This is a genomic window from Streptomyces sp. SBT349, assembly GCF_001083795.1.
Lineage (GTDB): Bacteria > Actinomycetota > Actinomycetes > Streptomycetales > Streptomycetaceae > Streptomyces.
This window is the reverse complement of the sequence record NZ_LAVK01000193.1, coordinates 1-14,126: the sequence shown is the minus strand read 5'-3', so window position 1 is coordinate 14,126 and position 14,126 is coordinate 1. Positions and strand designations below refer to the sequence as shown.

Genomic DNA, 14,126 nt, shown 5'->3' with positions numbered 1-14,126 from the left:
GGCGGTGGTGGCGGAGGTCACCGGGGACGGGAACCGCTGCCGCCGCCGGAAGGGTAGCGCTATTCTCGGCTGTCATGAACCACGGTAGCAGTGACGGGAAGTTGGCGGCGACGCTGCGCGAGGAGCTGAAGCGCTATCCGTCGGGTGCCAAGCTCCCCAGCAGCCGGGAGCTGGTCGCCCGCCACCGGGTCAGCCCCGGAACGGTGACCCGCGCCCTGGCGGCGCTGGCTGCCGAGGGCCTTGTCGTGACCCGCCCCGGCGCGGGCGCGTTCCGCGCGGAGCCGCGCGCCCCCAGGCCCGCGCCCGGCGACTCCAGCTGGCAGGAGATCACCCTCAGCGCCGCGCCCTCGCCCGAGAGCGCGCCGCGCACGGTGGACGCCGGGGGCGTGCTGGCCACCCTCGCGGCTCCGCCGCCCGGCGTGATCGAGCTCAACGGCGGCTATCTGGCGCCGGTGCTCCGGCCCGAACGCGCCCTCGCCACCGCGCTGGCCAGGGCCGGTCGCCGGCCCGGGGCCTGGGACCGCCCGCCGATGGAGGGGCTCGGCGCGCTGCGCGCCTGGTTCGCGCGGGCCATCGACGGGGGCTCGGGCACCGTCGCGCCGTCGGACGTGACCATCACCGCCGGCGGGCAGAGCGCGTTGAGCACCGCCCTGCGCGCCCTCGCGCCCCCGGGCGGCGCCGTGCTCGTCGAGTCGCCGACCTACCCGGGGATGCTGGCCGTGGCACGCGCCGCCGGGCTGCGCCCGGTGCCGGTGCCGACGGACGCCGACGGGGTCCGCACCGAGCTGCTGGAACGCGCCTTCCGGGACAGCGGGGCCCGCGTCTTCGTCTGCCAGCCGCTCTTCCAGAACCCCACCGGCGCGGTGCTCGCCCCCCGGCGGCGCCGCGAGGTCATCGCGGTGGCCCGCGCGGCGGGCGCGTTCGTCGTCGAGGACGACTTCGCCCGCCGCCTGGCCCACGGGGACGCCGGCCCCCTGCCTCCCGCCCTGGCCGCCGAGGACCCCGACGGGACGGTCGTCCACGTCTGCTCCCTCACCAAGGTCACCTCGCCCAGCCTCCGCGTCGGCGCCCTCGCGGCGCGCGGCCCGGTGACCGAGCGCCTGCGCGCCATCCAGATCGTCGACAGCTTCTTCGTGCCCAGGCCGCTCCAGGAGACCGCGCTCGAACTCGTCGGGAGCCAGGCGTGGGAGCGCCATCTGCGCACCGTCGCCCGCGAGCTCGCCATCCGCCGCGACGTCCTGGCCGGTGCCCTGACCGACGAACTGCCTCGGCTGACCCTGCCGCTGGTGCCGCGCGGCGGATACCACCTGTGGCTCGGCCTGCCCGCCGGCGCCGATGAAACGGCCCTCGCCGCCGCGGCGTTGCGCGCGGGGGTCGCCGTCGCCGCCGGTCGCCCCTACTTCGCGGCGGAGCGCCCCGCCCCGCACATCCGGCTCAGCTTCGCCCCGGCCGCGGGCGCGGCCGAGCTCACGGAGGGCGTGCGCAGGCTGGCCCGCGCCTGCGCGGAGGCGCTCGGCGAGGCCACCTGAGGCCCCGGACCGCCGCGTCGCCCGGTCACGGCGGGGGGAGCGCCGGGTCACGGCCGGGTGAGGCGTGGCGGCAATCCATCGGCATCTTTACTCCCTGGTAGTGGTGCCGTAATTCGCGTGCTCGTACGATCGCGCCATGCTGGTCACGCTGATAGCCGCTGCCCGCAGCTCGTCTCTTCTCGACGCACGCTTCGGTGATGACCGTCCGCTGGACACCGCGGGCTGGCACGCCGTGGAACGGGCCATTCCCGTGCTGCTTCCGCTGGCCGCCGCCGAGCTCCGCTACTGCTCCCCGACCCCCTGCTGCCGGCAGACCGGGGACGCCCTCGGGCTCGCGCCGATGGCGCAGCCCGCGCTCCGCGACTGCGACATGGGCCGCTGGCGCGGCCTGACCCTCAGGGAGGTGACCGCCCGCGAGCCGGGAGCCGTCGACCTCTGGCTCTCCGACCCCAGGTCGGCGCCGCACGGCGGCGAGCCGCTGCTGTCGTTCGTCTCCCGCGTGGGGGGCTGGCTCGACACCCGCCCGATCGAGGGGGACGGCCGCATCGTCGCGGTGACCGAGTCCTCGGTGATCCGCGCCGCGATGCTCTACGCGCTCAAGGCCCCGCCGCAGTCCTACTGGCGCACCGAGGTGTACCCGCTGTCGGTGGTCAGCCTCAGCGGGCATCCCGGCCGGTGGAGCCTGCGCCTCGGCTGACCTCCCCGCCCCCGGGGTCCCGACCCCCGGGCCGGTGGCTCGCGGCGATGTCCTCCGCGGTCGCGGCGAGGAACGCCCTGGCCTCCGGCGGGCCGGTCACCACCACGTCGCCGCCGAACTGGAGCAGCTGCCGCACCGCGCCGAGCACCTCGTAGGCGAGTGAGACCTCCACCCAGCCCCCGGCCTCCCGCGCCCGCGGCGGCCCGGTCAGCGCGGCGCCGCCGATCCGGATGAACAGATCGAGGCGGTCGGCCCGCACCAGCGCCTCGACCCGGACCGTTGCCGGCCGCTCCTCGACCCGCCGCCGCAGCGCCTCCCAGACCTCCGCCAGCTCCACCCCCTCCCGGCGCCGCACCGGTGCCTCGCACACCGTCGCTGCCACCACCCGGTCCGCGCGGAAGAGACGGGGCACGCCGCGGCGGTCGGCGACCAGGTACCAGACCCCGGCCTTGGCCACCAGCCCGTACGGGTCGACCGTGTAGGTCCTGGCCCGCTCCGCGCCGCTGTGCCGGTAGCGGACGCGCAGCCTGCGGTCCGCGAAGACGGCCGTGTGCAACGCCCCGAGGTCCGCCTCCCGGCGGGGGCCGCTCAGCCACCGGTCGGGATCGACCAGGATCCGGCGGCTGGTCAGCTCCGCCGCGGGCCGGTGCGGTGCGGGCAGCGCCGCCATCACCTTGCGCAGCGCGGAGCCCAGCGCCCCGCTCAGCCCCAGCGCGGAGTGCGCCCCCTGCGCGGCCAGCACGAACAGCGCCCGCGCCTCGTCCCGGGTCAGCCCCGTGACGTCCGTGCGGAATCCGGGCAGCAGCGCGATGCCCCCGTGCCGCCCCCGTTCGGCGAACACCGGGACGCCCGCCGCCGACAGCGACTCCACGTCGCGGTAGACGGTGCGGACCGACACCTCCAGCCGCTCGGCGAGCTCCCTCGCGGGCACGCGCCCACGGGTCTGGAGCAGCAGCAGGATCGACAGCAGACGGTCGGACTTCACGGCCGGCGACCTCCTCCGGAAAAGCTGACGGCACGTGTCAGGTTATGACGGCAGAGTGCGCGTCGTCACCCGTGCGGGAGGCCGCGGAGCGAGCCCACCGCGCCCGACGAACCAAACGAAAGGCGAGACCTTGACGCACGACCACATCGCCGCCCTCCGGGCCGAGGTGCGCGGCCCGGTGCTGCTCCCCGGCGAGGATGGCTGGGACGACGAGCGGTCCGGGTTCAACACCGCCGTCCGCCACCGCCCCGACGCGGTCGTCGGCGCGAGGGGCGCGGACGACGTCCGGGCGGCCGTGGCGTTCGCCCGCGCCCGCGGCCTGCCGGTGGCGGTCCTCGGCACCGGTCACGGGCCCTCCGTCGCGGCGGACCACGGCGTTCTCATCACCACCCGCCGGATGACCGCGCTCTCCGTCGACCCGGTGACGCGGACCGCCCGCCTCGGCGCCGGAGTGCGCATGGAGCGGGTGGCCGCCGAGGCTGCCCCGCACGGCCTGGCCCCGCTCGGCGGCTCGGCCCCGTTCGCCGGCGCGGTCGGCTACCTGCTCGGCGGCGGGCTTCCGGTCCTCGGCCGCACCTACGGCTGGGGCGCCGACCGGATCCGCGCGATCGACGTCGTCACCCCGGACGCCACCGCGCGCCACATCACCGCGGAGAGCGACCCCGACCTGTTCTGGGCGCTGCGCGGCGCCCGCGACAACTTCGGCGTGGTGACCGGCGTCGAGTGCGAACTCATACCGTTGGCCCGCCTCTTCGGCGGCGGACTCTTCTTCGACGGAGGGGACCCGGCCCGGGCGCGGGAGCTGCTCACCGCGTGGCAGCGCTGGACGGAGACCGTGCCGGAGGAGATGAACACCTCCGTCGCCATGGTCCGACTCCCCGACGCGCCCGGCCTCCCCGAGCCGGTCCGCGGCCGGTACGTGGTCCACATCCGCATCGCCACGCCGCTGGAGGCGGCGGAGGGCGAACGACTGGTGGCGCCGCTGCGCGCGCTCGGCCCCCGGCTGATCGACACCCTCGCCGACCTGCCCTGGACCCGCGCCGGGTCCATCCACGGCGACCCGCCGACGCCCATGGCGTGGAACGGCGACACCGCGCTGCTCGACGGGCTCGCCGAGGCCGAGGCCGGCGCGATCGTGGAGCTGGGCGGCCCCGGGGCCCCGGTCCCCTCCATCGTCGAGATCCGGCTGATGGGCGGGGCGCTGAGCCGCCCGGGGCCGGTGCCCAGCGCGGTCGGGCACAGGTCGGCGCGGTACATCCTCACCGTCCTGTCGCGCCTGGGGAACGGCGACGCCCAGGCGGTCGCCGCCGCCCACAGGGCGCTGATCGACGCCCTCGCGCCGCGCACCACGGGCCGGTTCCTGACCTTCATGGGCTTCGGCGAGAACGCCGCCCCCGACCGTGTCCGCACCGCCTACGAGCCGGAGGACCTCGCCAGGCTGGCCCGGCTGAAGGCCCGCTTCGACCCGCGCGACACCTTCCGGCTCAACCACCACATCGAGCCCGCGACGGGCGGCACCGGCTGACCGCGCCGGTCCCGGGTGGTCGTTCCGGCCCGGGCGGTCGTTCCGGCCCGGGCGGCCGGGCGCGGCGGGCGGGGTGGAGGATGGAGCCATGCACACGTTGCCTGTCCTGGTCTACGACGGAGACTGCGCGTTCTGCACGACCGCGGTGCGGTTCGCGCGGCGGCGGATCCGGCCGCGCTGTGACGCCACCCCATGGCAGTTCGCGGACCTCGCCGCGCTGGGCACCACCCGGCGGCGAGCCGAGCACGAGGTGCTCTGGGTCACGCCGAACGGCCGGGTCCACGGCGGCGCGCGGGCCGTCGCCAAGCTGCTGCTGAGCGCGGGCGGCGCGTGGGCGGCGCTGGGCGCGCTGCTCACGCTCCCGCCGATGCGCTGGGCCGCGGCCGGGATCTACCGCGTCATCGCGGCCAACCGGCAGCGGATGCCGGGCGGCACCCCCGCCTGCGCGCTGCCGCCCGACCGGAGGCCGCCCGCGGTCTGAAGCGTTCGGTCCGTCGCGTTCGGTCCGTCGCGTTCGGCTCGGGGCGCCCGGTTCACGTCCGGTTTCCGGCTCGGCCCGCGTCGGCTCAGCCCTCTGTGAGCTCGTCGGCCAGCAGGTCCATCAGCAGCCCGTCGTGCCAGCCGCCGTCCGGGCTCCGCTCGTACCGGCGCATCACCCCCACCGGGCGGAATCCCACCTTCCGGTAGCAGGCGATCGCCGCCGCGTTGCCCGCCGCCGGGTCGATGACCAGCCGGTGGTGGCCGTGGTCGGAGATCAGGTGCCGGGCGAGCGTCCGGACGGCGTCCGAGCCCAGGCCGTGGCCGTGCGCGGCCGGGTCGAGGAAGATGTCGATGCTCGCGTGCCGGTAGTCGGGGTCCTCCTCGGCGCTCCACTGGACCGCCCCGGTCACCATCCCCGCGTGCTCGATCGCCAGCATGTGCACCTCGGGGTTGCCCAGGTCGTCGGTCATCTCGGCCGTCAGGTCCTTCCCGCCCCGCCACCACCGGTACACCTCGGGGGTGCGGCGGATGCGGACCAGATCGGGAAGGTCACCGGCGGTGGCGGGCCGCAGCGTCACCTGCGAGCCGTGCAACGTCGTCTGCATGCCGGTGAACGCTACCCCGTCGGGCCGCCCCGGCCACCTGGCGGAAGACCAGGAGATAACGCCAGAAGAGCAGCCTGCGCAGCGTGTGCCCCGGCAGCAGGCCGTCCGCCTCGCGCCGGATGTCGGCCAGCGTCATGCCGGGCTCCTTCACCGGCGGCGTGGCGCGGGGTGCGTGTCGGGTGCCACGGGCCCGCTCGCCCGCCGCGACGGCGAGCCGGGCGGCGGCGTTGACCGGGACGGCGGTCAGGCTCCGGGCCAGGTCAGCCGGGAACTCCTCGCGGTAGCAGCCGAGGACCAGCAGTACGCCCCCGGGGGCCAGCGCGTCGCGCAGCGCGGTGACGGTGGCGAACGGCATGTGATGCAGGCTGGCCAGGCAGGAGATGACGTCGTAGTGGGAACGCGGCAGGTCGACGTCGGCGATGTCCGCGTGCCGGAAGCGCGGCGCGGGCCCGTTCCCGCCGGGGCGCGCGGACGCCGCGCGGGCGGCCTCGACGGTCTCCCGGGACGGGTCCACCGCGTCCACCTCGATCCCGCGGGCCGCCAGCCGGCGGGCGAACCGGCCGGTGCCGCACCCGACGTCCAGCGCGGTGCGCGCGTCGGCGGGGACGCGGCGCAGCAGCAGCCGGTGGTAGTGATCGTTGTGGTCGAACGGCATGGGGGGAGGATGGCACACGTCCCCCGGGCCCCCGGGCCCCAGGTTCAACGGGCCTCTGGCAGAGCCGGCCGCGTCATCGGGCGCGGGATCCCGGGGAGTCGAGGCGTGAGGGCGCTCCGCGAGGGGCGGGGGCTGGTCCGACGGCGTTCACGGCCCAGGGGTGCGGCGCCCGCCGGGCGAGGGTGATGATCTCCGCGCTGGTGGCGGTGAGCGGGCTCCGGTCCCAGTCGCCGAACTGCTCCTTCACCGGCAGCCCGGCCCCGGCCAGGAAGGACCCGAGCCGGTCCGCGCCGAGGAACCTCAGCGTGGACCGGCTCACGCGCGACCGCGCCCAACCGTGGCCCTCGAACGTCGTGGAGAAGCGGACGAGTTCGCCCCTCACGGGCGTCTCCACCTCGTGCCAGACGCGGACCACCTCTCCCGTGGGGCCGGTCACCTCCTCCGCGGCGTCCGGCGTCCACGACTCCCAGGCCCGCGCACGGGGGTTGCGGGTCTCGAACGCGAACCGGCCCTCCTCCGTGAGGGCCGACCTGATCGCGGCGAGCGCGGTCCTGAGCTCGTTGTCGCCGATGAGTACCTGGAAGGCGTGGCCGGTCATCACGATCAGGTCGAACTCGCCCTCCCAGCGCGTCGAGGCGAGGTCCCCCTGCACCCAGTCGACGTCCGCGCGCCGGCGCGCGCGGTCGAGCATCGCGCCGGCCGGATCCAGCCCGCACAGCCGACCGGAGTGCCCGGACTCCCGGGCCAGGCGCAGCAGTTCGCCGGTGCCGCAGCCGACGTCGAGCACCGAACGGGCCGCCATCACCAGCGGAAGGTAGAAGCCGAAGTCCCTGCGGCCCGCGGCCATGGGGTCGTAGAGCGCGGTCAGGGCCGCGTCGGAGAACTGCCGGTCAACCACCGAGCCGCGCCTTCCAGATCTCCTCGCTCGGCCAGCGGTGCGCCCAGTCCGCGGAGACCTCCGCGAACTCCCGGTGGGCCGGGCGGGGCGCCTGGATCTCGATGAGATCCTCCACGACGAAGCCGCTGGTCCGCAGCAGCCGCAGCATGTCGCCGTGCGGCAGGACGAACTCCACCCGCCCTCCCCAGTCGAGGCGGCCCAGCCCGAACTGGTCGCGCCGCAGCTCGGTGGCGGCGGTCCCCTCCGGCTGGGCGCAGAGCGCGTAGAGCGGCGAGTACCGCATGAACACCAGCCACCCGCCCGGTGCCAGCAGCCGTGCCGCCTCCGGGATCCACCGTTGCGGGTCGCACCAGAGCGAGGCGCCGTACTCGCTGATGGCGACGTCGAACGAGCCGTCCTCGTACGGGACCTCCTCCGCAGAACCCAGCACGAGCGGGAACTCCACGCCGAACTCCGCCTGCATGGCGCGAGCGGTGGCCAGCTGCTCGGCCGACAGGTCGATCCCCACCGGGTGGGCCCCCGCCCTGGCCAGCCACGCGGAGACATAGGCGGTGCCGCAGCCGAGCTCGATGACCCGCGCCCCTTCCAGGTCCTCCGGGAGCACCCGGGCCCGCGCCTCCGGCGTCGCCCACAGCCCCCAGCGCGGCTCCGCCGCCGACCACTGCTCGCGGGCGAGCGGCCCATGCGCGCCGGCGGCCTGCTCGTCCCAGTACCTGCGGTTCAACTCCACGTGGTCGGCCACGTCTTCGCCAGCGGTCATGGAGGCATTGGAGCGGGTGCCCGAGCCGCTCGGCAACGGATTTACCCCGTGTCCCACGCCGAGGTGGTGGCGGCGGAGGCGGCGAAGGGCGCGCTCCACCGGCTACGGGCCGCCGACCACACCCGCGTCGTGCGCCATCAGCCCCGCCTGGGTGCGGTTCACACAGCCGAGCTTGTCCAGCAGCCGCGACACATAGCCCTTGATCGTGGCCTCGGACAGGTGCAGCCGCCCGGCGATCCGCGCGTTCGACAGGCCCTCGCCGAGGCAGGCCAGCACCTCCGCCTCCCGCTCCGTCAGCGACCCGACCAGCGTCCGGGCGCGCTCCCGCGCCGAGAGGCCGTCCGTCGACGCCGCGACCAGCCGCCGCGCGGCGGCGGCCGACAGCACCGTGTGCCCCTCCGCGGCCACCCGCACCAGGCCGATCAGATCCTCGGGCGGCGTGGACTTGACCAGGAACCCGGCGGCGCCGGCCCGCAGGGCACGAAGCACGTACTGGTCGGCGTCGAACGTCGTCAGCACCACGATCGGCGGCGGGTCCTTCAACTCGCCGATGCGCTCGATCGCACTCAGTCCGTCCACGCCCGGCATCCGCAGATCCATGAGCACCACGTCCGGCCTCTCACGCGCGACCGCCTCCACCCCGGCCGCCCCGTCGTACGCCTCCGCGACCACCTCCAGATCGTGGGCGGATCCCAGGATGGAACGGAGGAAGCCGCACACCATCGGCTCGTCGTCCACGACCACCACCCGGACCACGGTCACGCCACCGATTCGGCGGTCGGCACATAGGCGGGCAGCGTCGCCTCGACGGTGAACCCGCCGTCCGGCGCGGGCCCCGCCCTCAGCGTGCCGTGCACCAACTCGATGCGCTGCTTGAGCCCGGCTATCCCCAGACCCGAACCGGCCTCCGCCAGGGCGCGGACCGGCGGCCCGACCGGTGGCGCGTTGCGTATGACCAGCCGCACCCCCGATTCGCCGTACTCGATCCGCACGGTCACCTCCGCACCCGGAGCGTGCTTGCGCACATTGGTCAGCGCCTCCCGAACGATTCGGTATGCCGTGCGCCCGACCACGGGCGAGGCCCGCGCCGGATCACCCTCCTCGACCAGCTCGACCAGCGTCCCCACCGCCGTCGACTCCGCCGCCAGCGTGGCGAGCGCTCCGAGCGGGGGCGTCTCGTCCCCCTCGGGCGCCGTGCGCAGAATGCCGACCAGGTCCCGCAACTCCTCCAGCGCCTGGCAGCCCGCCGCCCGCAGCTCCTCGGCCGCCCGCCGCGTCGCCTCGTCGTCCGCCGTCATCCGCAGCGCCCCGGCCTGGAGCACCATCAGACTCACCCGGTGCGTCACGACGTCATGCATCTCGCCCGCCAGCCGCGCACGCTCCTCCGCGCGGGCCCGCTCGGCGAGCAGATGCCGCTCCCGCTCGGCCCGCTCCGCACGCTCGGTCAGGGCCACCACCAGGCGCCTGCGGGCGTCGAAGTACAACGCGAGCAGCGGCCCCACGGCGGTGCGCAGCACCCCGATGGTCATCACCGTGATCGACGGCTCCCACGGCCGTGCGACCACGACGGTCAGCAGGGCCAGGGCGGCGAAGGCCAGGCGCCGGTCCCGCTGGTAGAAGAGGGGGCCGTAGGCGGCTATCACCGTCGCGAACGGGGCCCAGACCGTCCCCCCGTTCTCCGGGGTCAGCAGGTCGGCCGGGGAGATCAGCAGGGACATCACCAGCGTGAACGCGCCCAGCACCGCGACGACCGTCAGGGGAGCGCGGCGGCGCAGGACCAGCGAGAGGCACACGGCCGCCTGCGCGGCGAGCATGACCCAGGCCAGCGTGCCCGGACGCTCGGGCCACCAGGTCGCGCCGCCGAGCGTCGCCCCCGTGTCGATCAGCACGAGGAGCACCGCGATCGCCCCGTCCGAGGCGACCGGGCGCCGACAGTGCCACCGTTCCTGATCCATGCCGACCACGGTAGACAGCCCCGCGTGCGTCGTGAACCGCCTTTCGGCAGGAGGGAACCATACGAAAGTAGGGTGCAAGACCCGACGACCGGCAGTGTTGCCCGGCCCCTCCCACACCGTGCAATGGGTCCATGACCGCACGACATGACCACTCCACCGCACGGCCCCGGCTGGGCCGCTACGAGATCGACACCGCGGCCTCCTCCCTCACCTTCGTGACCCGGCACGTCTTCGGACTGCTTCCGGTCCGCGGCTCCTTCTCCATCGGCGCCGGGACCGTGGACGTCGCCGAGCCACCGGACGACTCCCGCGTCCATGTGGAGATCGAGACGGCCAGCTTCCACACGGGGAACGGGGCCCGCGACGCGAGCGTTCTCTCACCCCGCTTCCTCGACGCCGCCCGCCACCCCCTCATCACCTTCGACTCCGCGCGCCTGGATGGCACCGCCCTCACCGGCACGCTGACCGCTTGCGGGATGTCCCGGCCGGTCACCCTGGAGATAGAGCGGTCCGACGTGGCTCCCGACGTGCTCACCGCCCGCGCCACGGCCCGCGTCGACCGGACCGCGTTCGGAGTCACCGCCTCCCGCGGCATGGCGGGCCGCCACCTCGACCTGACCCTGGACATCCGGTGCGCGCGGAGCTGAGGCCGGGCCCCGGGCAGCACATCCCGTGCCGAGCGGGGGTGGGCTGTGATCGACTGGGGCGATGGACTGGACATGGCTGGGGCCGCCCAAAGACGTTCGCCCGCTCTTCCCCGTCGAGCGCGCCGCCCTCCTGGATCTGCTCCGCGGCCTCGACGCCGCCGACTGGAGCCGTCCGACGGCATGCCCGGAGTGGGAGGTCCAGGACCTCGTCGGCCATATCCTCCATGGCTACGTCCGCCGGCTCTCGGCCGGTCGCGACCACCACCCGGGCCCCGCCTTCGCACCGGGGGAGTCCCTGCCGGACTTCCTCACCCGCGCCAACGGCTCGTTCGTTCGCACGGTGCGGCAGCTCAGCCCCCGGTTGAAGACGGATCTGCTGGACCATCTGGGCGGGCAACTGGACGAGTTCTGGGCGGCCGTCGACATGAGCGCCCCCGCCGCGCTGGACGTGTCCTGGGCCGCGCCCGGTGAGGCATCGCCCGCATGGCTCGATGTCGCTCGCGAGTACACCGAGTTCTGGGTCCATCAGCAGCAGATCCGCGACGCCGCCGGCCGTCCCGGCGCAGACGAACCACGGCTGGTCCGGTCCGTGCTGGACGCGTTCCTCCGGGCCCTGCCGCACACCCTCCGCGGGACGGCGGCGCCGCCCGGCACGGCCGTGCGCGTCACCGTGCCCGGCCCGGCCGGCGGCCACTGGACGGCCGTTCGCATGACCGACCGGTGGGCGCTGACCACTGCCGACGCGGCCGACGCCGCCCCCGGAAGCGACGCGGACGCCGAGGTCACGATCGACGCGGACACGCTGTGGCGCGTCGCCACCCACGGCATCGAGCCGGAGACCGCCGCCACGCGGGCCACGCAGAGCGGCGATCCCGCCCTGGCGGCCGCCGTGTTGCGCATCGTCTCGATCGTCAGATAGCCGGTCCAGAGTTTCCGCTCCCCGGAGGGGTGACGTGCAGCGCCGCACGTGCCGCCACGCGGCGGCGGTCGGTATCGTCCCTTGCCCCAGAGCCGCGAGGCGAGAAGCGAGCTGCGATGAACGGTGAAGCGACCGTCCGCCCGTGGGTCCCCGAGGGCATGGTGGCGATCCCCGCGGGGGAGATCGTGCTGCGGGACGAGGGGACGAAGACCAACTGGAGGGCCGAGGTCGGGGCCTTCCGGCTGGCGCCGTACCCCGTGACCCGCGAGCTCTACCGCTCCATCGTCGGCGAGGCGCCCGCGAGTTCGGCCGGACCACGAACGCCGGTGACCGAGGTCGCCTGGAAGGAGGCCATTCGATTCTGCAACCTGCTGTCGCGTGCCGCCGGGATCGAACCCTGCTACGCGCTCGGCACCGACCCCGACGGGCTGGACGCGGTGTGCGACTGGGAGACGGAGGGCTACCGCCTCCCCTCCGAGGCCGAGTGGGAGTACGCGTGCAGGGCCGGGACCTCGGGCCCCCGCTACGGGGAGCTGGACGAGATCGCCTGGCACGCCGGGAACTCCGGCGGCGAGGTCCACGAGGTGGCGACCAGGACGCCGAACGCGTGGGGCCTCCACGACACGATCGGCAACGTGTGGGAGTGGTGCTGGGACGTCTTCGATCCCCGCGTCTACGGTCCCTACCGCGTCTTCCGCGGCGGAGGAGCGTTCGACCCGCCCCGGGGGTGCCGTGCCTCCTGCCGCCGCAAGAGCCACCCGACCTTCCGGATCGACGACCTCGGGTTCCGGCTCGCCAGGTCGCGGTGGTGAACGCGCGAGACGCCCGGTCACATGGGGCGTCCCCAGCGCTCACTCGCCCCGCGGGGGCGGCGAGCCCGCTCGTCGTCGGACGGATGGGCCCCCACCGTCGATCCCGGGCGAGCTGGTTGGCGGCACCGGAACAGCGGGAGCAAGGTCATCCCACCCGACGAGGACCGATGCGACGTCTCAGGGGCCCCGCGCCCGTTCCGGTGTGGCGGGCGGACCTCAACTCTTGACGGCCTCCGCGATTCGCAGGGCGGCCTGGGCCGGCGTGAGGTGCGTGGTGTCGACGACCTCGGCCTCGCGGTGCAGCCACGTGCGGGCCGCCTCGGCGTAGGGCTCGAGGTAGGCGAGACGGAAGGGGGAGGGGCCAAGGAGGGTGTCCCCCTCGATGCGCCCGCGGAGGGTGTCCTGGTCCGCGTGGAGGACGAAGTGCCGTATCGGAATGGCATGCTGGGCGAGGCCCGTGCTGATCTCGCGCCAGTACTCCTCGACCAGGACCGTCATCGGCATCACCAGGATGCCGCCGGCGTAGTCGAGCACGCGGCGGGCGGTCTCGACGACGAGTGGCCGCCACGGCGGCCAGTGCTGGAAGTTGTCCGTCTGGGGCAGCCCCGGCGTGATGTCCATGAGTGTCTCGCCGACCTTCTCGGCGTCGAACACCCGTGAATCCGGGAGCAGCTGCTGCACGTGTGCACTGGTCGTCGTCTTGCCCGCGCCGTGGGTGCCGTTGAGCCATACGATCACGGGACCCGACGGTAGCGGAGCGCGGGCCGCGGCAGCGAGTACAGCGGACATCCGGTAGGGCTTCGGCCGTTGCCCGGGGCGGCGCTAACCACCGAGATCGGATGCCACCTCAGCGGCTCGTATCGTTCGCCGAAGGAGGGGGACCCTCGGGCGCCGTGAGCTGCCCGGCCCACCATGCCTGGTGCAGGCTTGCGAACCGGCCCTGCCGTGCGAGGAGTGCGGCGGGCGGGCCGTCCTCCACCAGGCGTCCGCCCTCTACCACCAGCACCCGGTCCGCCATCTGGACGGTCGAGAGGCGGTGGGCGATGACCAGGGCCGTTCGCCCCCGAAGCACGGTGCGCATCCCGTGGTGCACGGCTCGTTCGGTGGGGATGTCGAGAGAGGAGGTCGCCTCGTCGAGGATCACGATGGCGGGTTCGGCGAGCAGGGCGCGGGTCAGGGCGATGAGCTGCCGCTGGCCTGCCGAGAGCCGGGTGCCGCGCGCCCTGACGTCGGTGTCGTAGCCGCCCGGCAGCGCGGCGATGAGGTCGTGCGCCCTGATCGCCCGCGCCGCGCGGGCGATGGCCTCGGCGTCCGCGTCGGGCCGGGCGATCGCGATGTTCTCGGCCACCGAGCCGGAGAAGAGGAACGCGTCCTGCGGCACCATGGTCACGGTGCCGCGCAGCTCGGCCGTGGACAGGTGACGCAGATCCGTGCCGTCGACGAGGATGCGGCCGGCCGTGGGGTCGTGGAAGCGAGCCAGCAGCTTGGCCAGCGTCGACTTGCCGGCACCGGTCGGTCCGACCACGGCAACGGTCTGACCGGCGGGTATGTGGAGGTCGACGCCGGACAGCGCTTCTCCTCCGGCCGGGTAGGCGAAGGTCACGTTCTCGAAGGTCACCGAGCGGCCACGACTCTCGGCGGCGGGGGGCGGGAGGGGCC

At 74.8% G+C, this 14,126-nt stretch carries 16 protein-coding genes; 7 read left to right on the top strand and 9 right to left on the bottom strand.

Going from position 1 to position 14,126, the window contains the following annotated elements; genetic code table 11:
• Positions 1-74: 74 nt before the first annotated feature.
• Entirely contained in the window at positions 75-1,529 is a 1,455-nt protein-coding gene (locus tag ADY01_RS22110) for a PLP-dependent aminotransferase family protein (RefSeq protein WP_063784308.1), read from the top strand.
• A 136-nt stretch (positions 1,530-1,665) separates the two neighbouring features.
• Entirely contained in the window at positions 1,666-2,226 is a 561-nt protein-coding gene (locus ADY01_RS22105; RefSeq protein ID WP_049576464.1) for a histidine phosphatase family protein, read from the top strand.
• On the opposite strand, the gene ADY01_RS22100 is transcribed toward ADY01_RS22105, so the two are convergent.
• The gene (locus ADY01_RS22100; RefSeq protein ID WP_049576462.1) at positions 2,186-3,211 is read right to left on the bottom strand and encodes a helix-turn-helix transcriptional regulator; all 1,026 of its coding nucleotides are present in this window, start codon (positions 3,209-3,211) and stop codon (positions 2,186-2,188) included. The genes ADY01_RS22105 and ADY01_RS22100 overlap by 41 nt on opposite strands.
• Positions 3,212-3,341: 130 nt before the next feature.
• Between ADY01_RS22100 and ADY01_RS22095 the strand changes: the two genes are divergently transcribed.
• Together ADY01_RS22095 and ADY01_RS22090 are read left to right on the top strand one after the other, a co-directional pair.
• Positions 3,342-4,736: an FAD-binding protein gene (locus ADY01_RS22095; protein WP_049576459.1), complete on the top strand. Its 1,395-nt coding sequence runs from the start codon at positions 3,342-3,344 to the stop codon at positions 4,734-4,736.
• An 88-nt stretch (positions 4,737-4,824) separates the two neighbouring features.
• Positions 4,825-5,217 carry a thiol-disulfide oxidoreductase DCC family protein gene (locus ADY01_RS22090; protein ID WP_049576455.1) on the top strand — a complete coding sequence of 131 codons (393 nt, stop codon included), beginning with the start codon at positions 4,825-4,827 and terminating at the stop codon, positions 5,215-5,217.
• Between the two features lie 85 nt (positions 5,218-5,302).
• Here the strand turns inward: ADY01_RS22090 and ADY01_RS22085 are convergent, their stop codons facing one another.
• The 6 genes from ADY01_RS22085 to ADY01_RS22060 form a co-directional block, all read right to left on the bottom strand.
• Positions 5,303-5,821: a GNAT family N-acetyltransferase gene (locus ADY01_RS22085; protein ID WP_049576452.1), complete on the bottom strand. Its 519-nt coding sequence runs from the start codon at positions 5,819-5,821 to the stop codon at positions 5,303-5,305.
• On the bottom strand, positions 5,766-6,476 hold the full coding sequence (locus ADY01_RS22080) for a class I SAM-dependent methyltransferase (RefSeq protein WP_049576449.1): 711 nt from the start codon (positions 6,474-6,476) through the stop codon (positions 5,766-5,768). The genes ADY01_RS22085 and ADY01_RS22080 overlap by 56 nt, the downstream gene beginning before the upstream one ends.
• Before the next feature lie 73 nt (positions 6,477-6,549).
• Positions 6,550-7,374 (bottom strand): class I SAM-dependent methyltransferase, encoded by an 825-nt coding sequence (locus ADY01_RS22075; RefSeq protein WP_063784307.1) that lies wholly within the window; start codon positions 7,372-7,374, stop codon positions 6,550-6,552.
• On the bottom strand, positions 7,367-8,134 hold the full coding sequence (locus ADY01_RS22070) for a class I SAM-dependent methyltransferase (protein ID WP_049576447.1): 768 nt from the start codon (positions 8,132-8,134) through the stop codon (positions 7,367-7,369). The genes ADY01_RS22075 and ADY01_RS22070 overlap by 8 nt, the downstream gene beginning before the upstream one ends.
• Positions 8,135-8,236: 102 nt before the next feature.
• Positions 8,237-8,890 carry a response regulator transcription factor gene (locus tag ADY01_RS22065; protein ID WP_049576474.1) on the bottom strand — a complete coding sequence of 218 codons (654 nt, stop codon included), beginning with the start codon at positions 8,888-8,890 and terminating at the stop codon, positions 8,237-8,239.
• 2 nt (positions 8,891-8,892) lie between these two features.
• The gene (locus ADY01_RS22060; RefSeq protein WP_053171096.1) at positions 8,893-10,089 is read right to left on the bottom strand and encodes a sensor histidine kinase; all 1,197 of its coding nucleotides are present in this window, start codon (positions 10,087-10,089) and stop codon (positions 8,893-8,895) included.
• Between the two features lie 131 nt (positions 10,090-10,220).
• On the opposite strand from ADY01_RS22060, the gene ADY01_RS22055 reads away from it, so the two are divergent.
• From ADY01_RS22055 to ADY01_RS22045, 3 genes are all read left to right on the top strand, one after another.
• Complete coding sequence (locus ADY01_RS22055) at positions 10,221-10,736, top strand: YceI family protein (protein ID WP_049576444.1); 516 nt, start codon at positions 10,221-10,223, stop codon at positions 10,734-10,736.
• 61 nt (positions 10,737-10,797) lie between these two features.
• Complete coding sequence (locus ADY01_RS22050; RefSeq protein ID WP_049576442.1) at positions 10,798-11,655, top strand: maleylpyruvate isomerase family mycothiol-dependent enzyme; 858 nt, start codon at positions 10,798-10,800, stop codon at positions 11,653-11,655.
• A 116-nt stretch (positions 11,656-11,771) separates the two neighbouring features.
• Positions 11,772-12,467, top strand: a complete 696-nt coding sequence (locus ADY01_RS22045) for a formylglycine-generating enzyme family protein (protein WP_049576440.1) — start codon at positions 11,772-11,774, stop codon at positions 12,465-12,467.
• 216 nt (positions 12,468-12,683) lie between these two features.
• On the opposite strand, the gene ADY01_RS22040 is transcribed toward ADY01_RS22045, so the two are convergent.
• Both ADY01_RS22040 and ADY01_RS22035 read right to left on the bottom strand, forming a co-directional pair.
• Complete coding sequence (locus ADY01_RS22040) at positions 12,684-13,205, bottom strand: AAA family ATPase (RefSeq protein WP_049576436.1); 522 nt, start codon at positions 13,203-13,205, stop codon at positions 12,684-12,686.
• A gap of 109 nt (positions 13,206-13,314) precedes the next feature.
• Positions 13,315-14,126 (bottom strand): ABC transporter ATP-binding protein (locus tag ADY01_RS22035; protein ID WP_159001341.1); only part of this gene is annotated, 812 nt, incomplete at its 5' end.